Origin of the sequence: Nocardioides immobilis, from assembly GCF_003515065.1 — a bacterium.
GTDB lineage: Bacteria > Actinomycetota > Actinomycetes > Propionibacteriales > Nocardioidaceae > Nocardioides > Nocardioides immobilis.
Genome location: NZ_QXGH01000013.1, coordinates 1 through 18217 on the forward strand (window position 1 = coordinate 1; position 18217 = coordinate 18217).

Annotated in this window: 17 protein-coding genes and 1 pseudogene; 17 read left to right on the forward strand and 1 reads right to left on the reverse strand. The window is 71.8% G+C overall.

Annotation, left to right across the window (positions count from 1 at the left end; translation table 11 throughout):
- The 5 genes and pseudogenes from D0Z08_RS08830 to D0Z08_RS08850 form a co-directional block, all read left to right on the forward strand.
- Positions 1 to 179, forward strand: a pseudogene (locus D0Z08_RS08830) (IS256 family transposase); the annotation flags it as partial.
- Positions 180 to 220: 41 nt separating this feature from the next.
- Entirely contained in the window at positions 221 to 1543 is a 1323-nt protein-coding gene (locus tag D0Z08_RS08835; protein ID WP_118924768.1) for a tetratricopeptide repeat protein, read from the forward strand.
- A gap of 253 nt (positions 1544 to 1796) precedes the next feature.
- Entirely contained in the window at positions 1797 to 2156 is a 360-nt protein-coding gene (locus tag D0Z08_RS08840) for an AMIN-like domain-containing (lipo)protein (RefSeq protein WP_118924770.1), read from the forward strand.
- Positions 2157 to 2360: 204 nt separating this feature from the next.
- Entirely contained in the window at positions 2361 to 2939 is a 579-nt protein-coding gene (locus tag D0Z08_RS08845) for a L,D-transpeptidase family protein (protein WP_245993808.1), read from the forward strand.
- Positions 2940 to 3092: 153 nt separating this feature from the next.
- The gene (locus tag D0Z08_RS08850) at positions 3093 to 3734 is read left to right on the forward strand and encodes a hypothetical protein (RefSeq protein WP_118924774.1); all 642 of its coding nucleotides are present in this window, start codon (positions 3093 to 3095) and stop codon (positions 3732 to 3734) included.
- A gap of 25 nt (positions 3735 to 3759) precedes the next feature.
- Here D0Z08_RS08850 and D0Z08_RS08855 read toward each other — a convergent pair whose 3' ends face one another.
- The gene (locus D0Z08_RS08855) at positions 3760 to 5250 is read right to left on the reverse strand and encodes a PucR family transcriptional regulator (protein ID WP_118924776.1); all 1491 of its coding nucleotides are present in this window, start codon (positions 5248 to 5250) and stop codon (positions 3760 to 3762) included.
- Positions 5251 to 5361: 111 nt separating this feature from the next.
- Here D0Z08_RS08855 and gabT point away from each other — a divergent pair, with 111 nt between their 5' ends.
- The 12 genes from gabT to D0Z08_RS08915 all read left to right on the forward strand — a co-directional run bounded on the left by gabT (position 5362) and on the right by D0Z08_RS08915 (position 18213).
- Entirely contained in the window at positions 5362 to 6738 is a 1377-nt protein-coding gene (gene gabT / locus D0Z08_RS08860; RefSeq protein ID WP_118924778.1) for a 4-aminobutyrate--2-oxoglutarate transaminase, read from the forward strand.
- Between the two features lie 2 nt (positions 6739 to 6740).
- Positions 6741 to 8207: an NAD-dependent succinate-semialdehyde dehydrogenase gene (locus D0Z08_RS08865; protein ID WP_118924780.1), complete on the forward strand. Its 1467-nt coding sequence runs from the start codon at positions 6741 to 6743 to the stop codon at positions 8205 to 8207.
- Positions 8204 to 9484, forward strand: a complete 1281-nt coding sequence (locus D0Z08_RS08870) for an NAD(P)/FAD-dependent oxidoreductase (protein WP_118924782.1) — start codon at positions 8204 to 8206, stop codon at positions 9482 to 9484. Before D0Z08_RS08865 ends, D0Z08_RS08870 begins: the two co-directional genes overlap by 4 nt.
- Before the next feature lie 14 nt (positions 9485 to 9498).
- Positions 9499 to 10263: an MBL fold metallo-hydrolase gene (locus D0Z08_RS08875; protein ID WP_220454116.1), complete on the forward strand. Its 765-nt coding sequence runs from the start codon at positions 9499 to 9501 to the stop codon at positions 10261 to 10263.
- A 382-nt stretch (positions 10264 to 10645) separates the two neighbouring features.
- On the forward strand, positions 10646 to 12172 hold the full coding sequence (locus D0Z08_RS08880) for an ABC transporter substrate-binding protein (RefSeq protein ID WP_118924786.1): 1527 nt from the start codon (positions 10646 to 10648) through the stop codon (positions 12170 to 12172).
- Positions 12169 to 13119 (forward strand): ABC transporter permease, encoded by a 951-nt coding sequence (locus D0Z08_RS08885; protein ID WP_118924788.1) that lies wholly within the window; start codon positions 12169 to 12171, stop codon positions 13117 to 13119. The genes D0Z08_RS08880 and D0Z08_RS08885 overlap by 4 nt, the downstream gene beginning before the upstream one ends.
- Positions 13116 to 13994 (forward strand): ABC transporter permease, encoded by an 879-nt coding sequence (locus D0Z08_RS08890; RefSeq protein ID WP_118924790.1) that lies wholly within the window; start codon positions 13116 to 13118, stop codon positions 13992 to 13994. Before D0Z08_RS08885 ends, D0Z08_RS08890 begins: the two co-directional genes overlap by 4 nt.
- Positions 13991 to 14767 carry an ABC transporter ATP-binding protein gene (locus D0Z08_RS08895; RefSeq protein WP_118924792.1) on the forward strand — a complete coding sequence of 259 codons (777 nt, stop codon included), beginning with the start codon at positions 13991 to 13993 and terminating at the stop codon, positions 14765 to 14767. Before D0Z08_RS08890 ends, D0Z08_RS08895 begins: the two co-directional genes overlap by 4 nt.
- Positions 14764 to 15576 (forward strand): ABC transporter ATP-binding protein, encoded by an 813-nt coding sequence (locus D0Z08_RS08900; protein WP_118924794.1) that lies wholly within the window; start codon positions 14764 to 14766, stop codon positions 15574 to 15576. Before D0Z08_RS08895 ends, D0Z08_RS08900 begins: the two co-directional genes overlap by 4 nt.
- Positions 15573 to 16178 (forward strand): TetR/AcrR family transcriptional regulator, encoded by a 606-nt coding sequence (locus D0Z08_RS08905; protein ID WP_118924796.1) that lies wholly within the window; start codon positions 15573 to 15575, stop codon positions 16176 to 16178. The genes D0Z08_RS08900 and D0Z08_RS08905 overlap by 4 nt, the downstream gene beginning before the upstream one ends.
- A complete protein-coding gene (locus D0Z08_RS08910) occupies positions 16175 to 17251 on the forward strand; it encodes an agmatine deiminase family protein (protein WP_245993811.1) in 1077 nt (358 codons plus the stop codon). The genes D0Z08_RS08905 and D0Z08_RS08910 overlap by 4 nt, the downstream gene beginning before the upstream one ends.
- Positions 17248 to 18213, forward strand: coding sequence for a nitrilase-related carbon-nitrogen hydrolase (locus D0Z08_RS08915; RefSeq protein ID WP_118924800.1), 966 nt, complete (start codon positions 17248 to 17250; stop codon positions 18211 to 18213). The genes D0Z08_RS08910 and D0Z08_RS08915 overlap by 4 nt, the downstream gene beginning before the upstream one ends.
- Positions 18214 to 18217 lie beyond the last annotated feature (4 nt).

An 18217-nucleotide genomic window follows, 5' to 3' on the forward strand; every position in this document is an offset into this window, starting at 1 on the left:
TGGCGATCTGCAACATCGAGGACAAACGAGCCCGCGAGCGGGCCAAGGAACGCGGGAAGCCCGCCGCGCAGCGCAAGGCCAAGCCCCGCCTGGTCGAGGGCCAGGTCGTGACCAACTGGAAGCAGGCCCTGGGCCAGCTCGCGATCGCCTACCCCGACCGCATCAACCCCTACCTGTAAGCGAAATCAACAACAAGGGATCGATCACTTACACAGAAATCTTGACAAGCTCACTGGCCGCGACGCAATCCCGCTCCACCACTCTGCGAGACCTGATCCAGATCGCCGAGGAGGGCACCGACGACCTCGCCCGCCGCGGCGGCCAACCCCGGCAACGCAGCCTCGACGCGGTATTGGCCTGGAGCCTGGACTGCTTGCCCCCACCGCGTCGCGCCTCACTGCTGGCGCTCTCCATCCTGCCCGGCCGCTTCGACCTCGAGATGGCCATCACCATTCTCGACGCCGTCGACGGTTGTGAAACCCACGCCGTTCGCCACCTGGCACAAGCCAGTCTGATCGACCTCGACGGCGAGAGCTACCGGATCCTCGACACCATCCGCCACGCTGCCCGGCGCCACCTGGCCAACGACCCCGACCTCGCGGCCGCCGCCCGACTCGGCCTCCGCGCCTGGGCACAACAACTGGCAGCCGCCCTGTACCGGGAGCAGCGGCGATTCGACGACATCCCACTCGACCGGGTCCTGGCACTGGAGACGGCGCTCGAGCAGGCCATGGACGACGGCGCGAGCGGGCTCGGAAAGGTGTGGGAGCTGGTGAGCCTGATTGCCCACTGTGGAGAGCCCAGCGTCCGCATAGTTGATCTCGCGAACCGGCTCATGTCCGGGCCCCTTCCAGCCGATGCAGATGACGACTTGGGCTTCGCCGGTGCCATCAACCTCCTCCTTCACGTCGGCGCTGTCGCGGTGGCGGACGATCGGCTAGAGGCCATCTGCGCCGCTGCCGACGGACATGGTGTGAGTCCCGGCTCCGGCTATCTGCACTTCAACCTCGCGTTCCACTACGGTCGGCGGGGCGATCTGCGCGCCGCCCGCAGGCACGCTGATGCTTACCTGCCGTTCGCTGCCAGTCCCGCTGCCGACGCCACCGACAGACGGATGGTCCATCATCTGCACGGCATGATCGCTCAAGCGGCCGGGGAGCCCGAGGAGGCCCTACGCCACGCCGAGCGGGCCCTCATCGATGCACGGGAATCGGACAGCAACATGGACTTCGACGTCGCTTTGGTAACCGTGGCAGAGGTTCTGCTCGATCTGAGCCGACCGGAAGAAGCGTTGCCACTCGCCCTAGAAGCTCTTCGCATGATCGTCCCGCCCGGCCCGTTGCGGCGTTTCAAACTCGCTCAAGTAGCGCGGGCGCATGCACAGCTCGGGAACACCGAAGCCGCGCATGCAACCGCCCGCGAGGTCGAAGCCGAGCTGCTCGCCTCGGGCCGCCCTCGTGAGCGAATCCAAGCCGAGCTCGCGGAGCTGCGCCGCAAAGTGCCCGCCCTGGCGGCGGCGCCCGCAACCCAGACCGAGGCCTGAGGCCACCAGTCCGATTGGCCCAGAACGGCACGGTCGGACGCAATTGCCGCCCTCGGGCTCGCGGAGCTGCACGCTACTGGCACCCCTCGGTGCGGGTACCACTGCCGGGAGTCGCGTCCGTCAGGTCAACCAAGAGCCTCAGTCAGGCGTCGTACGACCAGTGGCTCCATGAGGGGCTTGATGCGGCTGTTCCTGGCGATCGTGATCGTTGCCTGCCTGACAGGTGCGCGGCCTCAGGGGCGAAGGAGAGACGATGCGACGAGACACGATCGCCCTGCTGAGCACGGCCGCCGTCGTACCACTCCTTGCGGCCTGCGGGTCCAACGGCGGCGACGTGACCAGCGACCCTGCGGCCAGCGAGACCACCATCACGCAGAGGTCCACCTCGGGCGCCTCGGGCACCACCTGGCCCGCGGACAACTACTACCGCGGTCCCCGTCAATTCACCCCGGAGAACGGCGGCGACGTCGACGACGTCTACGTCGTCGGTACGTTCGAGGGCTACACCCAAGTGCTCGACGGGATCGATGGCGCCCCCGCACCGTTCCGAGTCTTCGCGCTCACCAATCCCTCGCGGCTGGTGGTCGACGTCGTCGACGAAAGCGCTGACTGACCCTGCTGGCTCCACGAGTGCGATCATCGCCGCATGGGGTCCTGCGGGTCGCTCGTGACGGCACTGGTGGTGTGCGTGGCAGTCCTGCCCACGGCCTGCAGCGCGCCGTCCTCCACACCTGGACCCGACGCCGGGCCGAGCGGCGCAGTATCGAGCGCGTCCACGCCAACGGCCGAGCCCGCGTCGCCGGGGTGGGCGTCGGAGGTGACCGCGCGGACCCGTCAAGTCATCCGGACGGTGTCCAGTGATCGCTGGTGCGCGCGGATCTACTGCACCGCCACGCAGGCATGGGAACGACGTCGAGGCACCTGGGTGATGGTGCGGGAGTTCGGGTCCACGATCGGGCCCCGTGGCTGGGGCAAGCGGCGCCAGGACGACGGCCGCACCCCTGTCGGGGTGTACCGGATCAAGGTCACCTTCTCGACGACGCCCGGAAACCCCGGCAGGATGCCCTGGCGCCGCCGGCTGCCCACCTCGACCGTCACCGACGAGGTCGGCCCGCTCTACAACACCTGGATCGAGGAGCCCGGACGCACCGACGGTGACCGCCCGTCCATGCGGTGGGGTTTCGTCGTCGACTACAACCGCGTCCGGCTGCGCCCTGGCGTGGGGCCCGCCCCCGTGCCGGACGCAGGCAGCGGGATCTTCTACCACACCTCGCGGCCGCGCCATCGGTGGGAGCCGAGCGAGGGGTGCACCCGGCTGGAGGATCCGAGCGACATGCGCTGGCTGCTGAAGTGGTTGCGGCCAGAAGCCCGTCCCCGCGTGGTCCAGAACCTCTGAGCCCATCAACTCCCGAGCATTCCCGACAAGACCGGGAAAGTCTCCCGTGCGAACGGGAGACGCTGCCCATGCGCCGGCGACCAGGACGGTCAACCCTGACTGAGGGGAGGAAACCACGCGGACAACCGTTCGCAGGAGCAAGAGGAGTACGCCATGCGCAGCACCCAACGACTCAGCCGACGCGTCCTCGCGGCCGTCCTCGGCGCCCTGTCCGTCAGCGCGATCCTGGTCCCGGGGTCGGCAGCGCCGGCAGCGGCGGAGCCGACAACACCGCCGCCGTTCTGTGCCGGGGCCAAGGACCTGGCCGTCGACGTCACGCAGGACGTCCGAGACCAGCCGCTGCTGCCGGCCAGGGACGGTCACATGTGGGCGCGCTTCAACTACACCCAGCACCTGCGGATCTGGCAGGTCGGTGACCGCCAGTACTGCGTCCGCAAGGACTACGAGGGGACCTGGGAGAGCGTCGCCGGCCTCAGCCCGGGCCTCACCGGCACCATCCCCGATGGGCTGACCGGGACGTTCCACGGCTCCGAGTACTGGCAGTGGACGGGCAGGCTCGCCCCCGTCGCCCCGACCACGGGTCATCTCGGCGAGGTCGACGCCGACTGCACCGACATTGACGTGTGCGCCGACGACAGCTACCTCATCGTCACGAAGTACTACTTCTCCCAAGGCACCCAGCACTGCGTGACAGTGCGCGCGAACATCGAGGTCGACGGAGGTGAGCACGGCCACCTCAGCCTCACCTACAACCGAGGTCGCAAGGTCAGCGGCACCGGCGACATCACCAGCTGAGCCTGGTTGCCTCCCTCCGCTCGGCTCACCCGCCGGTGGGAGAGACCTGCAGTGCCACCCACGCGTCGACCCGCACCTGCGGGTCGTCGAGGGAGGCGCCGAGCAGCGACTCGAGGTGCTCGACCCGGTTGCGCACCGTGTTGCGGTGCACGCCGAGCTCGGCGGCCGTCTCCCCGCGGGACCCGTGGTGCCGGAGGAACGCGGCGAGCGTCTCGAGGAGTACGGCGTCGTCGGCGAGCGGGGCGAGGAACGAGCGGGCGAAAGCGGCGGCGCGGTCGGCGCCGAGCAGGCCGACGACGCCGGTGTCGGCGAGGTCGTCCCAGCTGCGGACCGGGGTCGCCCGGCTGGCCGCGGCGAGGGCGTGCCCGGCGGTCTCCTGGCTGGTCGAGCTCTCCTCGACGGGTACGGCGCGGCCGACGCCCACCTGGAACCCGCGGTCGGCGAGCTGCTGGGCGAGCCCTGCGGCGGACCGGCCGCTGCTGACGACGGTGAGCTCGCCGTCCAGTACAGCGGCGAGGAGCCGCTCGTCCTCGAGCATCACGAGCGCGTCCTCGACGACTTCGGCGGCGCCCCGCGCGCGGAGCAGCCGGACCTCGCGAGGGAGCCGCGGCCCGGTGCCGGCGGCGGTGCTCGCCGCCCCTAGCACGATCCGAGCCGTGCGGACGTCGTCGGCGAGGAGCAGCTCGACCGCGCGGGCGCGGAGCTCGCGGTCGGTCGTCCGGCGCTCGCGTCGCCGCTCCATGCCCAGGCCGAGCAAGGAAACGGCGGTCGTGATCGCGACCCGGTCGACGTCGCTCGCCCGACCGGGGACGAGGACGGCGAGCCACGCCTCGGGCCGCGACCGCACGCCCAGCGGCCGGACGACGGTCGTGCCGGACGGGCCGGATGAGCTGGCCGCCGCACGGAGGCCCTGCCGGTGGATCCGCTCGACCTCGGTGCGCACGACGGCGAGGTCCAGGTCGTCGACCCGGGGGCCGAACGGGCCGACCACGGGCACGCCGTCCCGGGTCACGGTCGCCGCCGCGCCGTCGACGAGCGCGCCGAGGCGTCGTACGACGGCCGCGGCGTCCTCGACCTCGAGCGCGGCCTGGGTCAGGATCCGCTGTGCGTCCATCGACCGGCGCGCGACGTTCTCGCGCTCGGCGTCGAGCAGGCCGGCGGTCGCGCGTGAGATCCCCACGAAGGTCGTCGGGCGCGGGACCTCGAACAGGTTGAGGCCGACCTCGCGGCAGGCGCGCACCAGCAGCTTCGGCGGCTGCTCGTGGGTCAGGCCCACGGCGAGCCCGAGCCCGGCCACACCGGCACCGGCGAGGCGCTCGACGTACCGATGCCACTCCGAGCGCCAGCCCTTCGTCTCCAGCCCGGTCATGAGCAGCACCTCGCCGCCCTCGAGGTAGGGCGTCGGGTCGACCAGCTCGCTCGTCGCCACCCACCGGATCTCGGCGTCCGCGGTGGCCAGGTGGACCGCCACGAGCGCGAGGTCCCGCTCGGCGAGCAGGTCCGCCATCGTCACCATGGGGGCAGTCTCGCACAAGCGAGGAAGACAGATTGTGCAGAGCCGACATGGCGTCGCCGACCCGCGACTCCTACCGTCGAAGGATCCAGCACCGCCGGACAGGAGCACGCCATGACCGCCACCACGACCGACCTCGAGACCGCCGCGCCCGCCGTGGGCGGACCGCAGCTCCCGCAGGAGCGCCGCCTCGTGACCGAGATCCCCGGTCCGCGGTCGCGCGAGCTCGCCGCGCGCAAGGACGCAGCGGTCAGCAGCGCCGTGGGCACGATGCTGCCGATCTACACGGTGGCCGCCGGGGGCGGCGTGGTCGTCGACGTCGACGGCAACTCGCTCATCGACCTCGGCTCGGGCATCGCGGTGACCACCGTGGGCAACAGCAACCCCCGGGTGGCGGAGGCGGTCGCCGCGCAGGCCGCGGCCTTCACCCACACCTGCTTCATGGTGACGCCGTACGACGGCTACGTCCGGGTCGCCGAGGCCCTCAACCGACTGACCCCCGGCGACCACGAGAAGCGCACCGCGCTCTTCAACTCCGGCGCCGAGGCGGTCGAGAACGCCGTCAAGATCGCCCGGTCCCACACCGGCCGCCAGGCCGTCGTGGCGTTCGACCACGGCTACCACGGCCGCACCAACCTCACGATGGCGCTGACCGCGAAGAACATGCCCTACAAGCACGGCTTCGGCCCGTTCGCGCCCGAGGTCTACCGCGCCCCGATGTCCTACCCGTTCCGCGACGGCGTCGACGGGGTCGACGGCCCGGCCGCCGCCCGCCGGGCCATCGACGTCATCGAGAAGCAGGTCGGCGCCACCAACCTGGCCGCCGTGGTGATCGAGCCGATCCAGGGTGAGGGCGGCTTCGTCGTACCGGCTCCGGGGTTCCTCCCCGCCCTCGCCGAGTGGTGCCGCGCCAACGGAGTCGTCTTCGTCGCCGACGAGGTGCAGACCGGATTCGCCCGCACCGGCGACCTCTTCGCCTGCGACGACGAGGGCGTCGTGCCCGACCTGATCGTCACCGCCAAGGGCATCGCCGGCGGCCTCCCGCTCGCCGCCGTCACCGGCCGCGCCGAGATCATGGACGCCCCGCACGCCGGCGGCCTCGGTGGGACGTACGGCGGCAACCCGCTCGCCTGCGCCGCAGCGCTGGCCGTGATCGAGACCATCGAGACCGACGGCCTGGTCGACCGCGCCCGGCAGATCGGCGCCATGATGACCGAGCGGCTCGGCGCGCTCCAGGCGCGCGACCCGCGGGTCGGCGACCTTCGGGGCCGCGGCGCGATGATCGCCGTCGAGCTGGTCGAGCCCGGCACCACCGAGCCGGACGCCGCCCTCGCGCAGCGCGTCGCCGCCGCCGCGCACGCGCAGGGCCTGGTGGTGCTCACCTGCGGCACCTGGGGCAACGTGCTGCGGTTCCTGCCGCCCCTCTCCATCCCCGACCACCTGCTGACCGAGGCGCTCGACGTCCTCGACGGCATCTTCGAGACGAGCTGACGATGACCGAAACCATCGACCTGCAGGACCAGATCGCCGGGCTCGACCCCAAGCACGGCATCCACGTGGACGGCCGCGGCATCGGTGCCACACAGACCTTCGCCGTGCAGGACCCGGCGACGCTCGACGTGATCGCCGAGGTCGCCGACGCCGGGCCGGCCGAGGCGACCGCCGCGGTCGACGCCGCCGCCCGCGCGCTGCCCGCCTGGGCCGCGGAGACCCCGCGTGCTCGCGCCGAGGTGCTGCGCCGCGCGTTCGACGCGCTCGTCGCCGAGACCGACCTGCTCGCGGCGCTCATCGTCGCCGAGAACGGCAAGTCCCAGGCCGACGCCCGGGCCGAGGTCGCCTACGCGGCGGAGTTCTTCCGCTGGTACTCCGAGGAGGCCGTCCGCAGCGAGGGTGACTACGCCGTCGCGCCCGCCAGCGGCACCCGCACCCTGGTCACGCACCGGCCGGTCGGGGTGGCCGCCCTGGTCACGCCGTGGAACTTCCCGGCTGCGATGGCGACCCGCAAGATCGCCCCGGCGCTGGCGGCGGGCTGCACCGTCGTGCTCAAGCCCGCAGCCGAGACGCCGCTGACCGCGATCGCGATCACCCGGATCCTCAAGGACGCAGGCGTGCCGGACGGCGTCGTCAACCTGGTCCCGACGACCGACGCCCCCGGCGTGGTCACCACCTGGCTCGAGGACGCCCGGGTCCGCAAGGTCTCCTTCACCGGCTCGACCGGCGTCGGCCGCGCCCTCCTCCACCAGGCGGCGGACCGGGTCCTCAATGCGAGCATGGAGCTCGGCGGCGACGCGGCGTTCGTCGTCACCGCCGACGCCGATGTCGAGGCAGCCGTCGCCGGCGCGATGATCGCGAAGTTCCGCGGTGGCGGGCAGGCCTGCACCGCGGCCAACCGGTTCTACGTGCACGCCGATGTGGCCGAGGAATTCGTCCAGCTGTTCGGCGCCGCGGTCGAGGCGCTCCAGGTCGGCCCCGGCGCCGACGAGAAGTCGCAGATCGGGCCCCTCATCAGCGCCCGGGCCGTCGACGGCGTCCGCGCGCTGGTCGACGAGGCGGTCGCCGCGGGCGCCACCGTCGCCCACCAGGGCGGCACGCCCGACGAGGGCTGGTTCTTCCCGCCGACGGTGCTCACCGACGTCGCCCCGGACTCGCCGATCCTCGGCCAGGAGATCTTCGGCCCGGTCGCGCCGATCGTCGTCTGGGACGACGAGGAGCAGATGCTTCACCAGGTCAACGACACCGAGTTCGGGCTGGCGTCGTACGTCTATGCCGGCCGGCTCCAGGACGCGCTCAAGATCGCCGAGCGGATCGACGCCGGCATGGTCGGCATCAACCGCGGCATCGTCTCGGACCCGGCGGCCCCGTTCGGCGGCTTCAAGCAGAGCGGCCTCGGCCGCGAGGGCGCCCGGGACGGGATCCGCGAGTTCCAGGAGACCCAGTACTACAGCGTGGACTGGTCGTGACTGCCCGCAAGCGGGTCGTCGTCGTCGGGGGCGGGTACGCCGGCCTCACCGCCGCGCGGCGGATGCTCAAGCGTGGCCGCGACCTCGAGGTCACGGTGGTCAACCCCCACGGCTACATGACCTACCAGCCGCTGCTGCCCGAGGTCGCCGCCGGCACGGTCCAGCCGAGCCACGTGGTCGTCCCCCTCCGCTCGGCGGTGCCGGGCGCCCGGGTGCTCAGCGCGGCGCTGACGTCGATGGACCCCGAAGCGAAGGTCGCGGTCGCGACGGCCGCCGACGGCACCGCACACCGGTTGGAGTACGACGAGCTGGTGCTCGCCGTCGGAGCGGTCACCCGGATCCTCCCCGTGCCCGGCCTCGTCGAGCACGCGATCGGGTTCCGGACCGTCGAGGAGGCGCTCCACCTCGGCAACCGGGTGCTCGCCCGGATCGAGCTCGCCGCGTCCTCCACGTCGCCGGAGGTCCGGCGCCGCGCGCTGACCTTCGTGGTCGTCGGCGCGGGCTATGCCGGCGTCGAGGCCCTCGCCGAGCTGCAGGACATGGCGCGCCGGACGCTCCACCGCTACCCCGGCCTGTCGATCGAGGACACCCGCTGGGTGCTCGTCGAGGCGGGGCCGCGGATCCTCGGCCAGCTGCCCGAACGGCTCGCGACGTACGCCGCCGCCAACCTCATCGGGCGCGGCGTCGAGGTGCGGACCGCGACCACGGTCAGCGAGGTCGAACCCGACCGCGTCACCCTCGGCACCGGCGAGGTGATCCCCGCCGACACCGTCGTCTGGACCGCCGGCGTCGTCGCCAACCCGGTCCTGCGGCGGCTCGGCCTCCCGTGCGACCCGGCCGGCCGGGTTGTCACCGACGCGTCCCTGCGCGTCCTCCCGGGCGTGTGGGCGCTCGGCGACTGCGCCGCCGTACCCGACCTCGTCACCGGCGGCCTGTGCCCGCCGACGGCGCAGCACGCCGTCCGCCAGGCCGTGCGGGTCGCGGACAACATCCGCGGCCGGGAGCGGGAGTACCGCCACCGCGACGCCGGCGCGGTCGCCTCCCTCGGCCTGCGCAAGGGCGTCGCCGAGCTGTACGGCGTGCCGCTGCGCGGCGTGCTCGCCTGGTGGGTGCACCGGCTCTACCACGGCAGTCGGCTGCCTTGCGCCCGTCGTCGGCTGCTCGTGAACCTGGTCTGGCTGCTGGGCTCCCGCGGCCGCGACCCGGTCGCCCTGCACGCGCTCGAGTCGCCGCGCACCCCGCTCCGAGAGGCGCACGCCGCCCAGCGCGCGAGCTGAGCGGAGGCGAGCGCGTGACCAGGCTGCCCACCCGTTCGCCCTGGTTCCGCGTGGAGCGGGTCACGGACGACCTCATCCGGATCGACGAACCCCACGTCCACGAGCTGCTGCGCGCGAACATCTGGCAGGTGCGGGGCCGGGAGCGCGACCTCGTGGTCGATGCCGGCCTGGGGGTCGCGTCGTTGCGTGGGCACGTCCCTGCCCTCTTCGAGAGGGATCCGGTCCTGGTCCTCACCCATCGCCACCTCGACCACGTCGGATCCGCCCACGAGTTCGGCGACCGCCGGATGCATCCGGCGACGGAGGTCGACGGGACTCCGGCCAGCCTGCGCGGGCCCGAGGTCGCGGCGCTGCTCGGCCTGGAGTGGCCCGACGCGCCGGACCTGCTCATCAACGGCGTGCCGTCGGAGACCTTCGAGGTCGACGACTACGCGATCCCGCCGGCTCCGGCGACCGCCGTCCTTAGCGACGGCGACACGATCGACCTCGGCGACCGCCAGCTCCGCGTCCTGCATCTCCCGGGCCACACGCCCGGCTGCCTCTGCCTGTTCGACGAGCACAGCGGCGCGCTCTTCAGCGGCGACGTCGTGTACGACGACGTGCTGCTCGACGAGCTGCCGGAGTCGGATATCCCGGCCTACTTCGACAGCATGCGCCGGCTCCGGTCGCTGCCCGTCGAGGTCGTCTATCCGGGCCATGGCGACCCGTTCGACGGCGACCGGCTCGGCGAGCTGGTCGACGCCTATGTGGCGGCGCGGTCGCGGAACCGCTCTTCGTAAAAGGTGGCTCTGGTGACCTATCCGTGGGTCGGGCTCGGGTTGGTGTCGGCGGCCGCGCGGTAGCCGACCGTCTCCCACGGAAATCGGTGTGCTCCCACGGACCTCGGTGTGCTTGCGGGGTGCTGTGACCAGTCAGAGCGGCGAGGTGGTGGACCTATCGCCGAGGGAGTGCCCTTTGCCTCTGACTAACCGGGCGGTCGTCGCCAGCCTTTCGGTCGCCACCACCCGCGACCCGTCACCGGTACGCGCCAGCTCCGCTGGATGACCCACGGATAGGTCACACAAGAGCCAAAAAAGTCGTGTGACCCCCTTCACAGGGCGCGCCATCCATGCCTAATCTGAACCCGACTTTGAACGCCATTCAAAAAATGGAGGAGCCGACATGGCCCACCACACCCGCCTCGCTGCGACGGCCGTCGCCGCCGCCCTGACCGCGAGCCTGCTGGCCGCGTGCGCCGGGAGCGACGCCAGCAACGGCTCCGGCGAGCCCGTCGCCGGCGGCACCCTCAACGTGCTCCGCGCGAACCCGTTCGAGGGGTTCGAGGGCGACAAGCAGACCCTCAACTCGTCGTACCAGATCTCGCAGGCCGTCATCGAGCCGCTGATCCGGATCGGCGAGGACGGCGAGTCGCTCGCGCCCGGGCTGGCGTCCTCCTGGAGGTACACGAAGGGCGGCACCCGGCTCGCGATCGAGCTGGACCCCGACGCCAACTTCAGCGACGGCTCTCCCGTCACCGCCGACGACGTCGCGTTCTCCATCGAGACCTGGAAGGCCGGGCCCAATTACGGCGCCTCGTTCGGCAGCATCGAGGAGATCGAGGTCGTCGACGAGAAGTCGCTCGTCCTCCACCTCTCGGTGCCCGACACCGCGCTCGTCGCCTTCCTCGCCTGGGGCAACGCCGGCGTGATGCCGGAGGACTTCGGCGGCCGCTCGGCCGAGGAGTACTACCAGGACCCGATCGGCGCCGGCGCCTTCACCGTCGACAGCTGGAGCGCCAACGGCGAGGTCGTCCTCGAGAAGAACGACGACTACTACCTGGAGGATCGCCCGTACGTCGACGAGGTCGTCAGCACGTTCGCGAGCGACCCGAACTCGGTGACCCTGCAGCTGCAGTCCGGAGAGGCCGACATGGCCGACGAGATCCTGCCCGTGACCGCGGCGACGCTGCCCGAGGGCTTCGCCTTCCAGGGTCCGGAGCACCTCACGCCAGTGCTGGTCATGAACACGAAGGAGGCCGCGCTCGCCGACGCCGACGTCCGCCGGGCGATCGGCTACGCCATCGACTACGAGGCGATCGCCGACGGCGCGCTCAAGGCCTACGGGTCGGCGCCCGAGGGCAGCCTGCCGACGAACCTCGAGAACTGGGCTCCGCCGAGCGAGCCGTACTTCAGCCGCGACCTCGACCGCGCCGAGGAGCTGCTCGCGGGCGCCGAGGCACCCGACGAGCTCGACCTGATCTACCCGAACGACGCCAGCTCCAGCGTGATGGCGCAGGTGATCCAGGAGAACCTCGGCGAGATCGGGATCGAGGTCGAGCTGACGTCGGCCGACGCCGGTACGGCGTACGGCGCGATGTCCTCCGGTGACTTCGACCTGGTGATCTTCTCCAACAACGCGATCACGACGGACGCGTCCGACCCGGCCTGGTACATCGTCGCGACGAACACCATGTTCAGCGGCTACCTGACCGACGAGGCGATCTCGATCCTGACCGACTACGCGTCGACGTCCGACCCGGCCGCGAAGGAGGCGGCGATCACCGAGCTCCAGGACCTGTGGAGCACGGAGGCGCCGTACATCGCGCTCGCGCACACTCCCGCCCTCGAGGGCATCCGGGACGTCGTCCACGACGCGCACGTGACCCCGTGGGGCGTCTACTACTTCGACACGATCTGGAAGAGCCAGTGAGCAGCGGCCGCTTCGCCTTCGTCCTCCGGCGGCTGCTCAGCCTCGCGCCGCTGCTGCTGGGGATCCTGCTCCTGGCGATGCTGCTGCTGAGCCTGGCACCGGGAGATCCCGCCCGGCAGGTCGCGGGGCCGCGGGCGCCGCAGTCGGAGGTCGACGCCGTCGCCACCGAGCTCGGCCTCGACCGCCCGGTCTGGGAGCGCTACGTCCGGTACGTCGGACAGGTGCTCGGCGGCGACCTCGGGACCTCGTTCAAGACCGGCCAGGCGGTCGGCGGCCAGGTCGTCGAGCAGCTGCCGATCACCCTGTCGGTGGCCGCGCTCGGCGTGCTGTTCGCGCTCCTCGTGACGGTCCCGCTGGCAGTCGCCGCGGCTCGCCGCCCCGACGGCCTCATGGACCACCTGATCCGGCTCCTCGCCGTCTTCGGCATCGGGCTGCCGACGTTCTGGGTGGCGATCATGGCGATCCGTATGGTCGCCCTGCCCACCGGCTGGTTCCCCGTCGCCGGCACCGGAGAGGGAACCGGGGACTTCCTCCGGGCGCTGGTGCTGCCGTCGAGCGTCGTCGCGGTCAGCATCCTGGCCCCGATGGTGCGCAGCCTCCGAGCCACGATGATGGAGCTCGAGGACGCCGAGTTCGTGCTGGCCGCGCGGACCCTGGGCTTCGGCGGCTTGTCCCTGCTGCGCCAGTTCCAGCTTCGCAACGCGGTTCCGTCGCTGATCACGGTGACCGCCGCCCAGGCCGGCTACGCCCTGTTCGGGACGGTCGTCGTCGAGGTCGCGTTCGGTCTGCCCGGGCTCGGCCAGGGCCTGGTCGTCGCTTCGAGCACCCAGGACTTCCCGCTCGTGCAGGGCTACGTGATCGTCTTCGCGGTCCTCGTCGTCCTGCTCTACCTCGTCTCCGACATCGTCAACGCCGTCGTCGACCCTCGCGTGAGGATCACCGCATGAGCATCATCAGCAGCACCGCCAGTCCGCTAGGAGCGATCGCCGGCGCCACGGAGCCCACGCGGCCGCGCGGTCGCTGGAGCGGCCGGATCAAGCTCGTCGTCGGCCTGCTGATCGTCGGGACGTACGTCGTGCTCGCGCTCCTGGCCCCGTGGCTGACGTCGCACGACCCCACGGACCAGGACATCCTCAACGCGCTCCAGCCGCCCTCGCCCGAGCACCCCCTCGGCACCGACGAAGCGGGGCGCGACGAGCTGGCACGCCTGCTCTACGGGGCCCGGATCGACCTGCCGATCGCGTTCCTGGTGACCGTCCTGCCGTGCCTGCTCGGCACCGCGCTCGGTGTCGTGTGCGGCTACCTCGGTGGCTGGTTCGACGCCATGGTGATGCGGGTCAGCGACCTGCTCCAGGCGTTCCCGACCTACATCCTGATGATCGTGCTGGTCTTCAGCCTCGGGCACGGCGTCCGCTCGCTGCTCATCGCGTTCACCGTGGTCGGCTGGGTGGTCTACGCCCGGCTGGTCCGCACGGAGGTGCTGCGCATCCGCGAGGCCGGCTACATCACGGCGGCGGTGACGGCGGGCTTCCGGACGCCACGGATCATCGTCCGGCACGTCCTGCCCAACACGCTCCGGCAGACGCTGATCTACCTCACCTCCGACCTGGTGTTCGCGGTGACGGCATTGGCCGCGTTCTCGTTCCTGGGCTTCGGCATCCAGCAGCCGACGCCGGAGTGGGGTGCGATGACCGCCGCCGCGCAGCCCTACATGACCACCAACATGTCCCTCACCGTGCTGCCCGGTCTGGTGATCACCGTGCTCGCGCTCGGCTTCGCCCTCCTCGGTGACGGGCTTCAGGACAGGAGGGGCGCGCGATGAGCACGGACGACCTGACACCCACGGCTGTGTTGTCGGTGGAGGACCTGACCCTGCTCCGCGACGATGGCGTGACGCTCGTCGAGGACCTGTCGTTCGAGCTGTCGGCAGGTGCCACGCTCGGCATCGTCGGCGAGTCGGGGAGCGGCAAGAGCCTGACCCTGCGCTCGGTGATGCGGATCCTCCCCGAGTGCGTCGAGCGCCGCGGCGCGATCCGCTGCGAGGCGCGCACGGCGATGATCTTCCAGGAGCCCGCGACGGCGCTCAACCCGACCATGCGGGTCGGTGACCTGGTCGCCCGGACCTGGCGACGCCACCACCCCGGCTGCTCCGCCAAAGAGGCGCGCGCCGCTGCGGCCGACCTCTTCGAACGGGTCGGGATCGACGACGCCGTACGACGGCTGCGCGCGTGGCCGCACGAGCTCTCCGGCGGCATGCGCCAGCGGGTGATGATCGCCGCGGCACTGGCGACCGACCCCGACGTGCTCCTCTGCGACGAGCCGACCACGGCCCTGGACGTGCGGGTGCAGGCGCAGATCCTGCAGCTGCTGCGCGACCTGGTCGCCGAACGCGGCATGGCGATGGTGTTCGTGAGCCACGACCTCGCCGTCGTCGCCAGCGTGTGCTCGCAGATCATGGTCATGCGCAACGGCCGGCTCGTCGAGGCCGGCCCGCTCGACCACGTCCTCGCCGCGCCCGAGGCGCAGTACACCCGCGACCTGCTGGCAGCGAACCTCGCCCGCCGCCTCGCCGACCGAGAAGGAGTCCTCCGATGAGCCCCCTGCTCGAGATCGACCACGTCACCGTCACGTTCGGGGGCCCGAGCCTGCTCGACCGCGTGCTGCGCCGCGAGGCGGCGCCGCTGGTGGCCGTCGACGACGTCAGCCTGTCGGTTCCAGCCGGGGGAGCGGTCGGGATCGTCGGGGAGTCCGGCTCCGGGAAGTCCACGCTGATGCGCACCGTGCTCGGCCTGCACGCTCCCGACGCGGGCGAGATCCGCTTCCGCGGCGCGCCGCTTCGTCCGAAGCGGGACCTCGCGACCCGCCGCGCCATGCAGATGGTCTTCCAGGACCCTGGCACCACCCTCAACCCGGCGCTGACCGTCGGCGCGACCCTCGAGGAGCTGCTCCGGGTGCACCAGGTGGTCCCCGCGGCGCAGGTCGACAGCCGGGTGAAGCAGCTGCTCGACCTGGTCCACCTGCCCAGCGCGGTCCGCGAGGCCCGGCCGGCGCGGCTCTCCGGTGGCCAGAAGCAACGGGTGGCGATCGCGCGGGCGCTCGCCCTCGAGCCGGAGCTGATCGTCGCCGACGAGGCCACCAGCGCGCTCGACGTCGTCGTCCAGGCGTCGGTCCTCGACCTGCTCGCGGAGCTCCGCAGCACCACCCAGGTGACCCTCGTGTGCATCAGCCACGACCTCGACCTGGTGCGCTACCTGTGCGACACCGCCGTCGTGATGCGCCGCGGCCGGGTCGTCGAGCAGGGCGACGTGGGCGCGCTGTTCGCCGTACCGAGCGACCCCTACACCGCCGAGCTGATCGCCGCCGCGCCCTCGCTGGCCCGCACAACAGAACAGGACCTCGTATGACGACCAAGCGTCAATCGCGCCGTGCCGAGATCGCGAGGGCCGCGATCCGGCCCCTCAGCGCGCAAGGCGTCAACAACGTGCGCCTCTCCGACCTCGGCGAGAGCCTGGGGATGACCGGCGCGCACCTCCTCTACTACTTCGAGAGCAAGAACGACCTGTTCATGACCGCGCTGCGGATCGTCGAGCAGGACCTCCGCGACCACGTGCTGCGGGCGTTCGACGGCATGGAGTCCGCCCGCGAGCGCTGGGAGTGGGTGCTCGACACCGGCGCCCCCGCCGGCCTCGACGACAGCGGCCTGCTGATGTGGCTGGAGGCCTGGGCCGGTGCCGTCCACGAGAAGGACGTGCTCGAGCTGATCTCCGAGCTGGAGACCGAGTGGCAGGGCCTGCTCCGCGACACCTTGACGTACGGCGTCGACCGCGGCGAGCTGCCCGACGACATCGACCTCGACCTGATCGTGGAGGGCGTCTCCGCGCTGCTCGACGGCCTGACCATCCGCGTGGTCGTCGGCTACCGGCCGGTCGACCACGAGGTCGCGATGCGGATCGTCCGGCAGTTCGTCGGCCCGCTGCTGCCCTGGCGCGACGGCGGTGCGAAGTGAGTACGACGCCGCAGTGGCGGATGCCGGCCGAGAGCGAGCCGCACGAGCGTGCCTGGATGGCATGGCCGTCGGCGTCGTACACCCTCGGTGAGTCGGCCTCCGAGGCCGAGGAGGCCTGGGTCGCCTGGGCCGCGGTGGCCAACGCGATCTCCGAGCACGAGCCGATCAGCGTGCTGGTCGACCCCTCCGGCCGGGACCAGGCCCGGAGGCGGCTGTCGAGCGCGGTCGAGCAGGTCGACGCCCGGCTGGACGACGCCTGGTACCGCGACATCGGGCCCACCTTCGTCGTCGGCGCCGACCCCAGCAACCAGCACCGGCTCGGCGCGGTCAACTGGGTCTTCAACGGCTGGGGCCAGCAGGAGTGGGCCACCTGGGAGCACGACGCCCGGGCCAGCGGGGTCGCGACCGAGCACAGCGGCGCCGTACGGATCGACTCCCCGATGGTCAACGAGGGGGGCGGCATCCACACCGACGGGCTCGGCACGTTCCTCGTCACCGAGACCGTGCAGCTCGACCCGGACCGCAACCCGGGCTGGACCAAGGCCGACGTCGAGGCCGAGCTGGTTCGCACGGTCGGCGCCCGCAAGGTGATCTGGCTGCCCCGCGGCCTGACCCGGGACTCGGAGCGGTTCGGCACCCGCGGGCACGTCGACATCATCGCGACGTTCACCGAGCCCGGCCGGCTGCTCGTCCACGACCAGCGCGACGGGAGCCACCCGGACGTCGCCGTGACCGCCGAGGTCGTGGACCTGCTGTCGCGCGAGACCGACGCCGACGGCCGCCCGCTCGAGGTGGTCCGGCTGCCGGCTCCCAAGACCCTCGTCGACGACGCGGGCTGGGTCGACTACAGCTACGTCAACCACTTCGTGCTCAACGGCGCCGTGGTGGCGTGCTCGTTCGACGACCCGGTCGACGCCGAGGCCCGCGACGTGATCGCCGACGCCTACCCGGGCCGGTCGATCGTCACCGTAGACGCCCGGGCGCTCTTCGCCCGTGGCGGCGGCGTCCACTGCATCACCCAGCAACAGCCGGCGGTCCCAAGCCCCACCAGCAATCCAGGAGGTACCCCATGAAGACCCTCGTCGCCGACTCCCAGCCATCCCTGGCGCGGGTCACCGATCCCGACCGCACGCCCCTCACCGCCGGGCTCGTCCAGACCCGCTGGCACGACGACCCGGACGAGCACGTGGCCGTGCTCGAGGACGGCGTCCGCTCGGCTGCCGACGCCGGCGCCGAGGTCGTGTTCCTGCCGGAGCTCACCCTGCTGCGCTATCCCGCCGACGTCCGCGCCGGCGATCGCCCGGTCGAGCAGGCGGAGCCGCTCGAGGACGGCCCGACCTTCGCGCTCGCGGCCCGCGCGGCCAAGGAGAACGGCGTCTTCGTGCACGCCTCGCTCTACGAGCGGGAGGAGCCTGAGGACACTGACACGGACACAGACACCGACGACGGGCGCGGCTACAACACGGCGATCATGGTGTCGCCCGACGGTGAGCTGGTCGGGCGCACCCGCAAGCTGCACATCCCGATCTCCGCCGGCTACTACGAGGACACCTACTTCCGTCCCGGGCCGGCCGCGTCGCCGTACCCGGTGATCGACCTGCCCCTGCCGTCGGCGCCCAGGATCGGCCTGCCGACCTGCTGGGACGAGTGGTTCCCCGAGGTCGCCCGTGCCTACTCGCTGGGCGGTGCCGAGGTGCTCGCCTACCCGACGGCGATCGGCTCCGAGCCGGACCACCCGGACTTCGACACCCAGCCGCTGTGGCGGCACGTCATCGTCGGCAACGGCATCACCAGCGGGCTCTTCATGGTCGTCCCCAACCGCTGGGGGAGCGAGGGCGTGATCACGTTCTACGGGTCGTCGTTCATCAGCGACCCCTACGGCCGGGTGCTCGTCGAGGCGCCACGCGAGGGTGACGTCGCCCTCGTCGCCACCCTCGACCTCGCCCAGCGCCGCGACTGGCTCGACCTGTTCCCGTTCCTCACGACCCGCCGGCCCGACACCTACGACGCCCTCGTCCGACCCGTTCAGCCCTGACCCA

Excerpts from the sequence above, each read along its gene's own strand:
- D0Z08_RS08840 (WP_118924770.1), top strand. The coding sequence starts at position 1,797 with ATGCGACGAGACACGATCGCCCTGCTGAGCACGGCCGCCGTCGTACCA.
- D0Z08_RS08850 (WP_118924774.1), top strand. The coding sequence starts at position 3,093 with ATGCGCAGCACCCAACGACTCAGCCGACGCGTCCTCGCGGCCGTCCTC.
- D0Z08_RS08855 (WP_118924776.1), bottom strand. The coding sequence starts at position 5,250 with ATGGTGACGATGGCGGACCTGCTCGCCGAGCGGGACCTCGCGCTCGTG.
- gabT (WP_118924778.1), top strand. The coding sequence starts at position 5,362 with ATGACCGCCACCACGACCGACCTCGAGACCGCCGCGCCCGCCGTGGGC.
- D0Z08_RS08865 (WP_118924780.1), top strand. The coding sequence starts at position 6,741 with ATGACCGAAACCATCGACCTGCAGGACCAGATCGCCGGGCTCGACCCC.
- D0Z08_RS08880 (WP_118924786.1), top strand. The coding sequence starts at position 10,646 with ATGGCCCACCACACCCGCCTCGCTGCGACGGCCGTCGCCGCCGCCCTG.
- D0Z08_RS08890 (WP_118924790.1), top strand. The coding sequence starts at position 13,116 with ATGAGCATCATCAGCAGCACCGCCAGTCCGCTAGGAGCGATCGCCGGC.
- D0Z08_RS08895 (WP_118924792.1), top strand. The coding sequence starts at position 13,991 with ATGAGCACGGACGACCTGACACCCACGGCTGTGTTGTCGGTGGAGGAC.
- D0Z08_RS08900 (WP_118924794.1), top strand. The coding sequence starts at position 14,764 with ATGAGCCCCCTGCTCGAGATCGACCACGTCACCGTCACGTTCGGGGGC.
- D0Z08_RS08905 (WP_118924796.1), top strand. The coding sequence starts at position 15,573 with ATGACGACCAAGCGTCAATCGCGCCGTGCCGAGATCGCGAGGGCCGCG.
- D0Z08_RS08915 (WP_118924800.1), top strand. The coding sequence starts at position 17,248 with ATGAAGACCCTCGTCGCCGACTCCCAGCCATCCCTGGCGCGGGTCACC.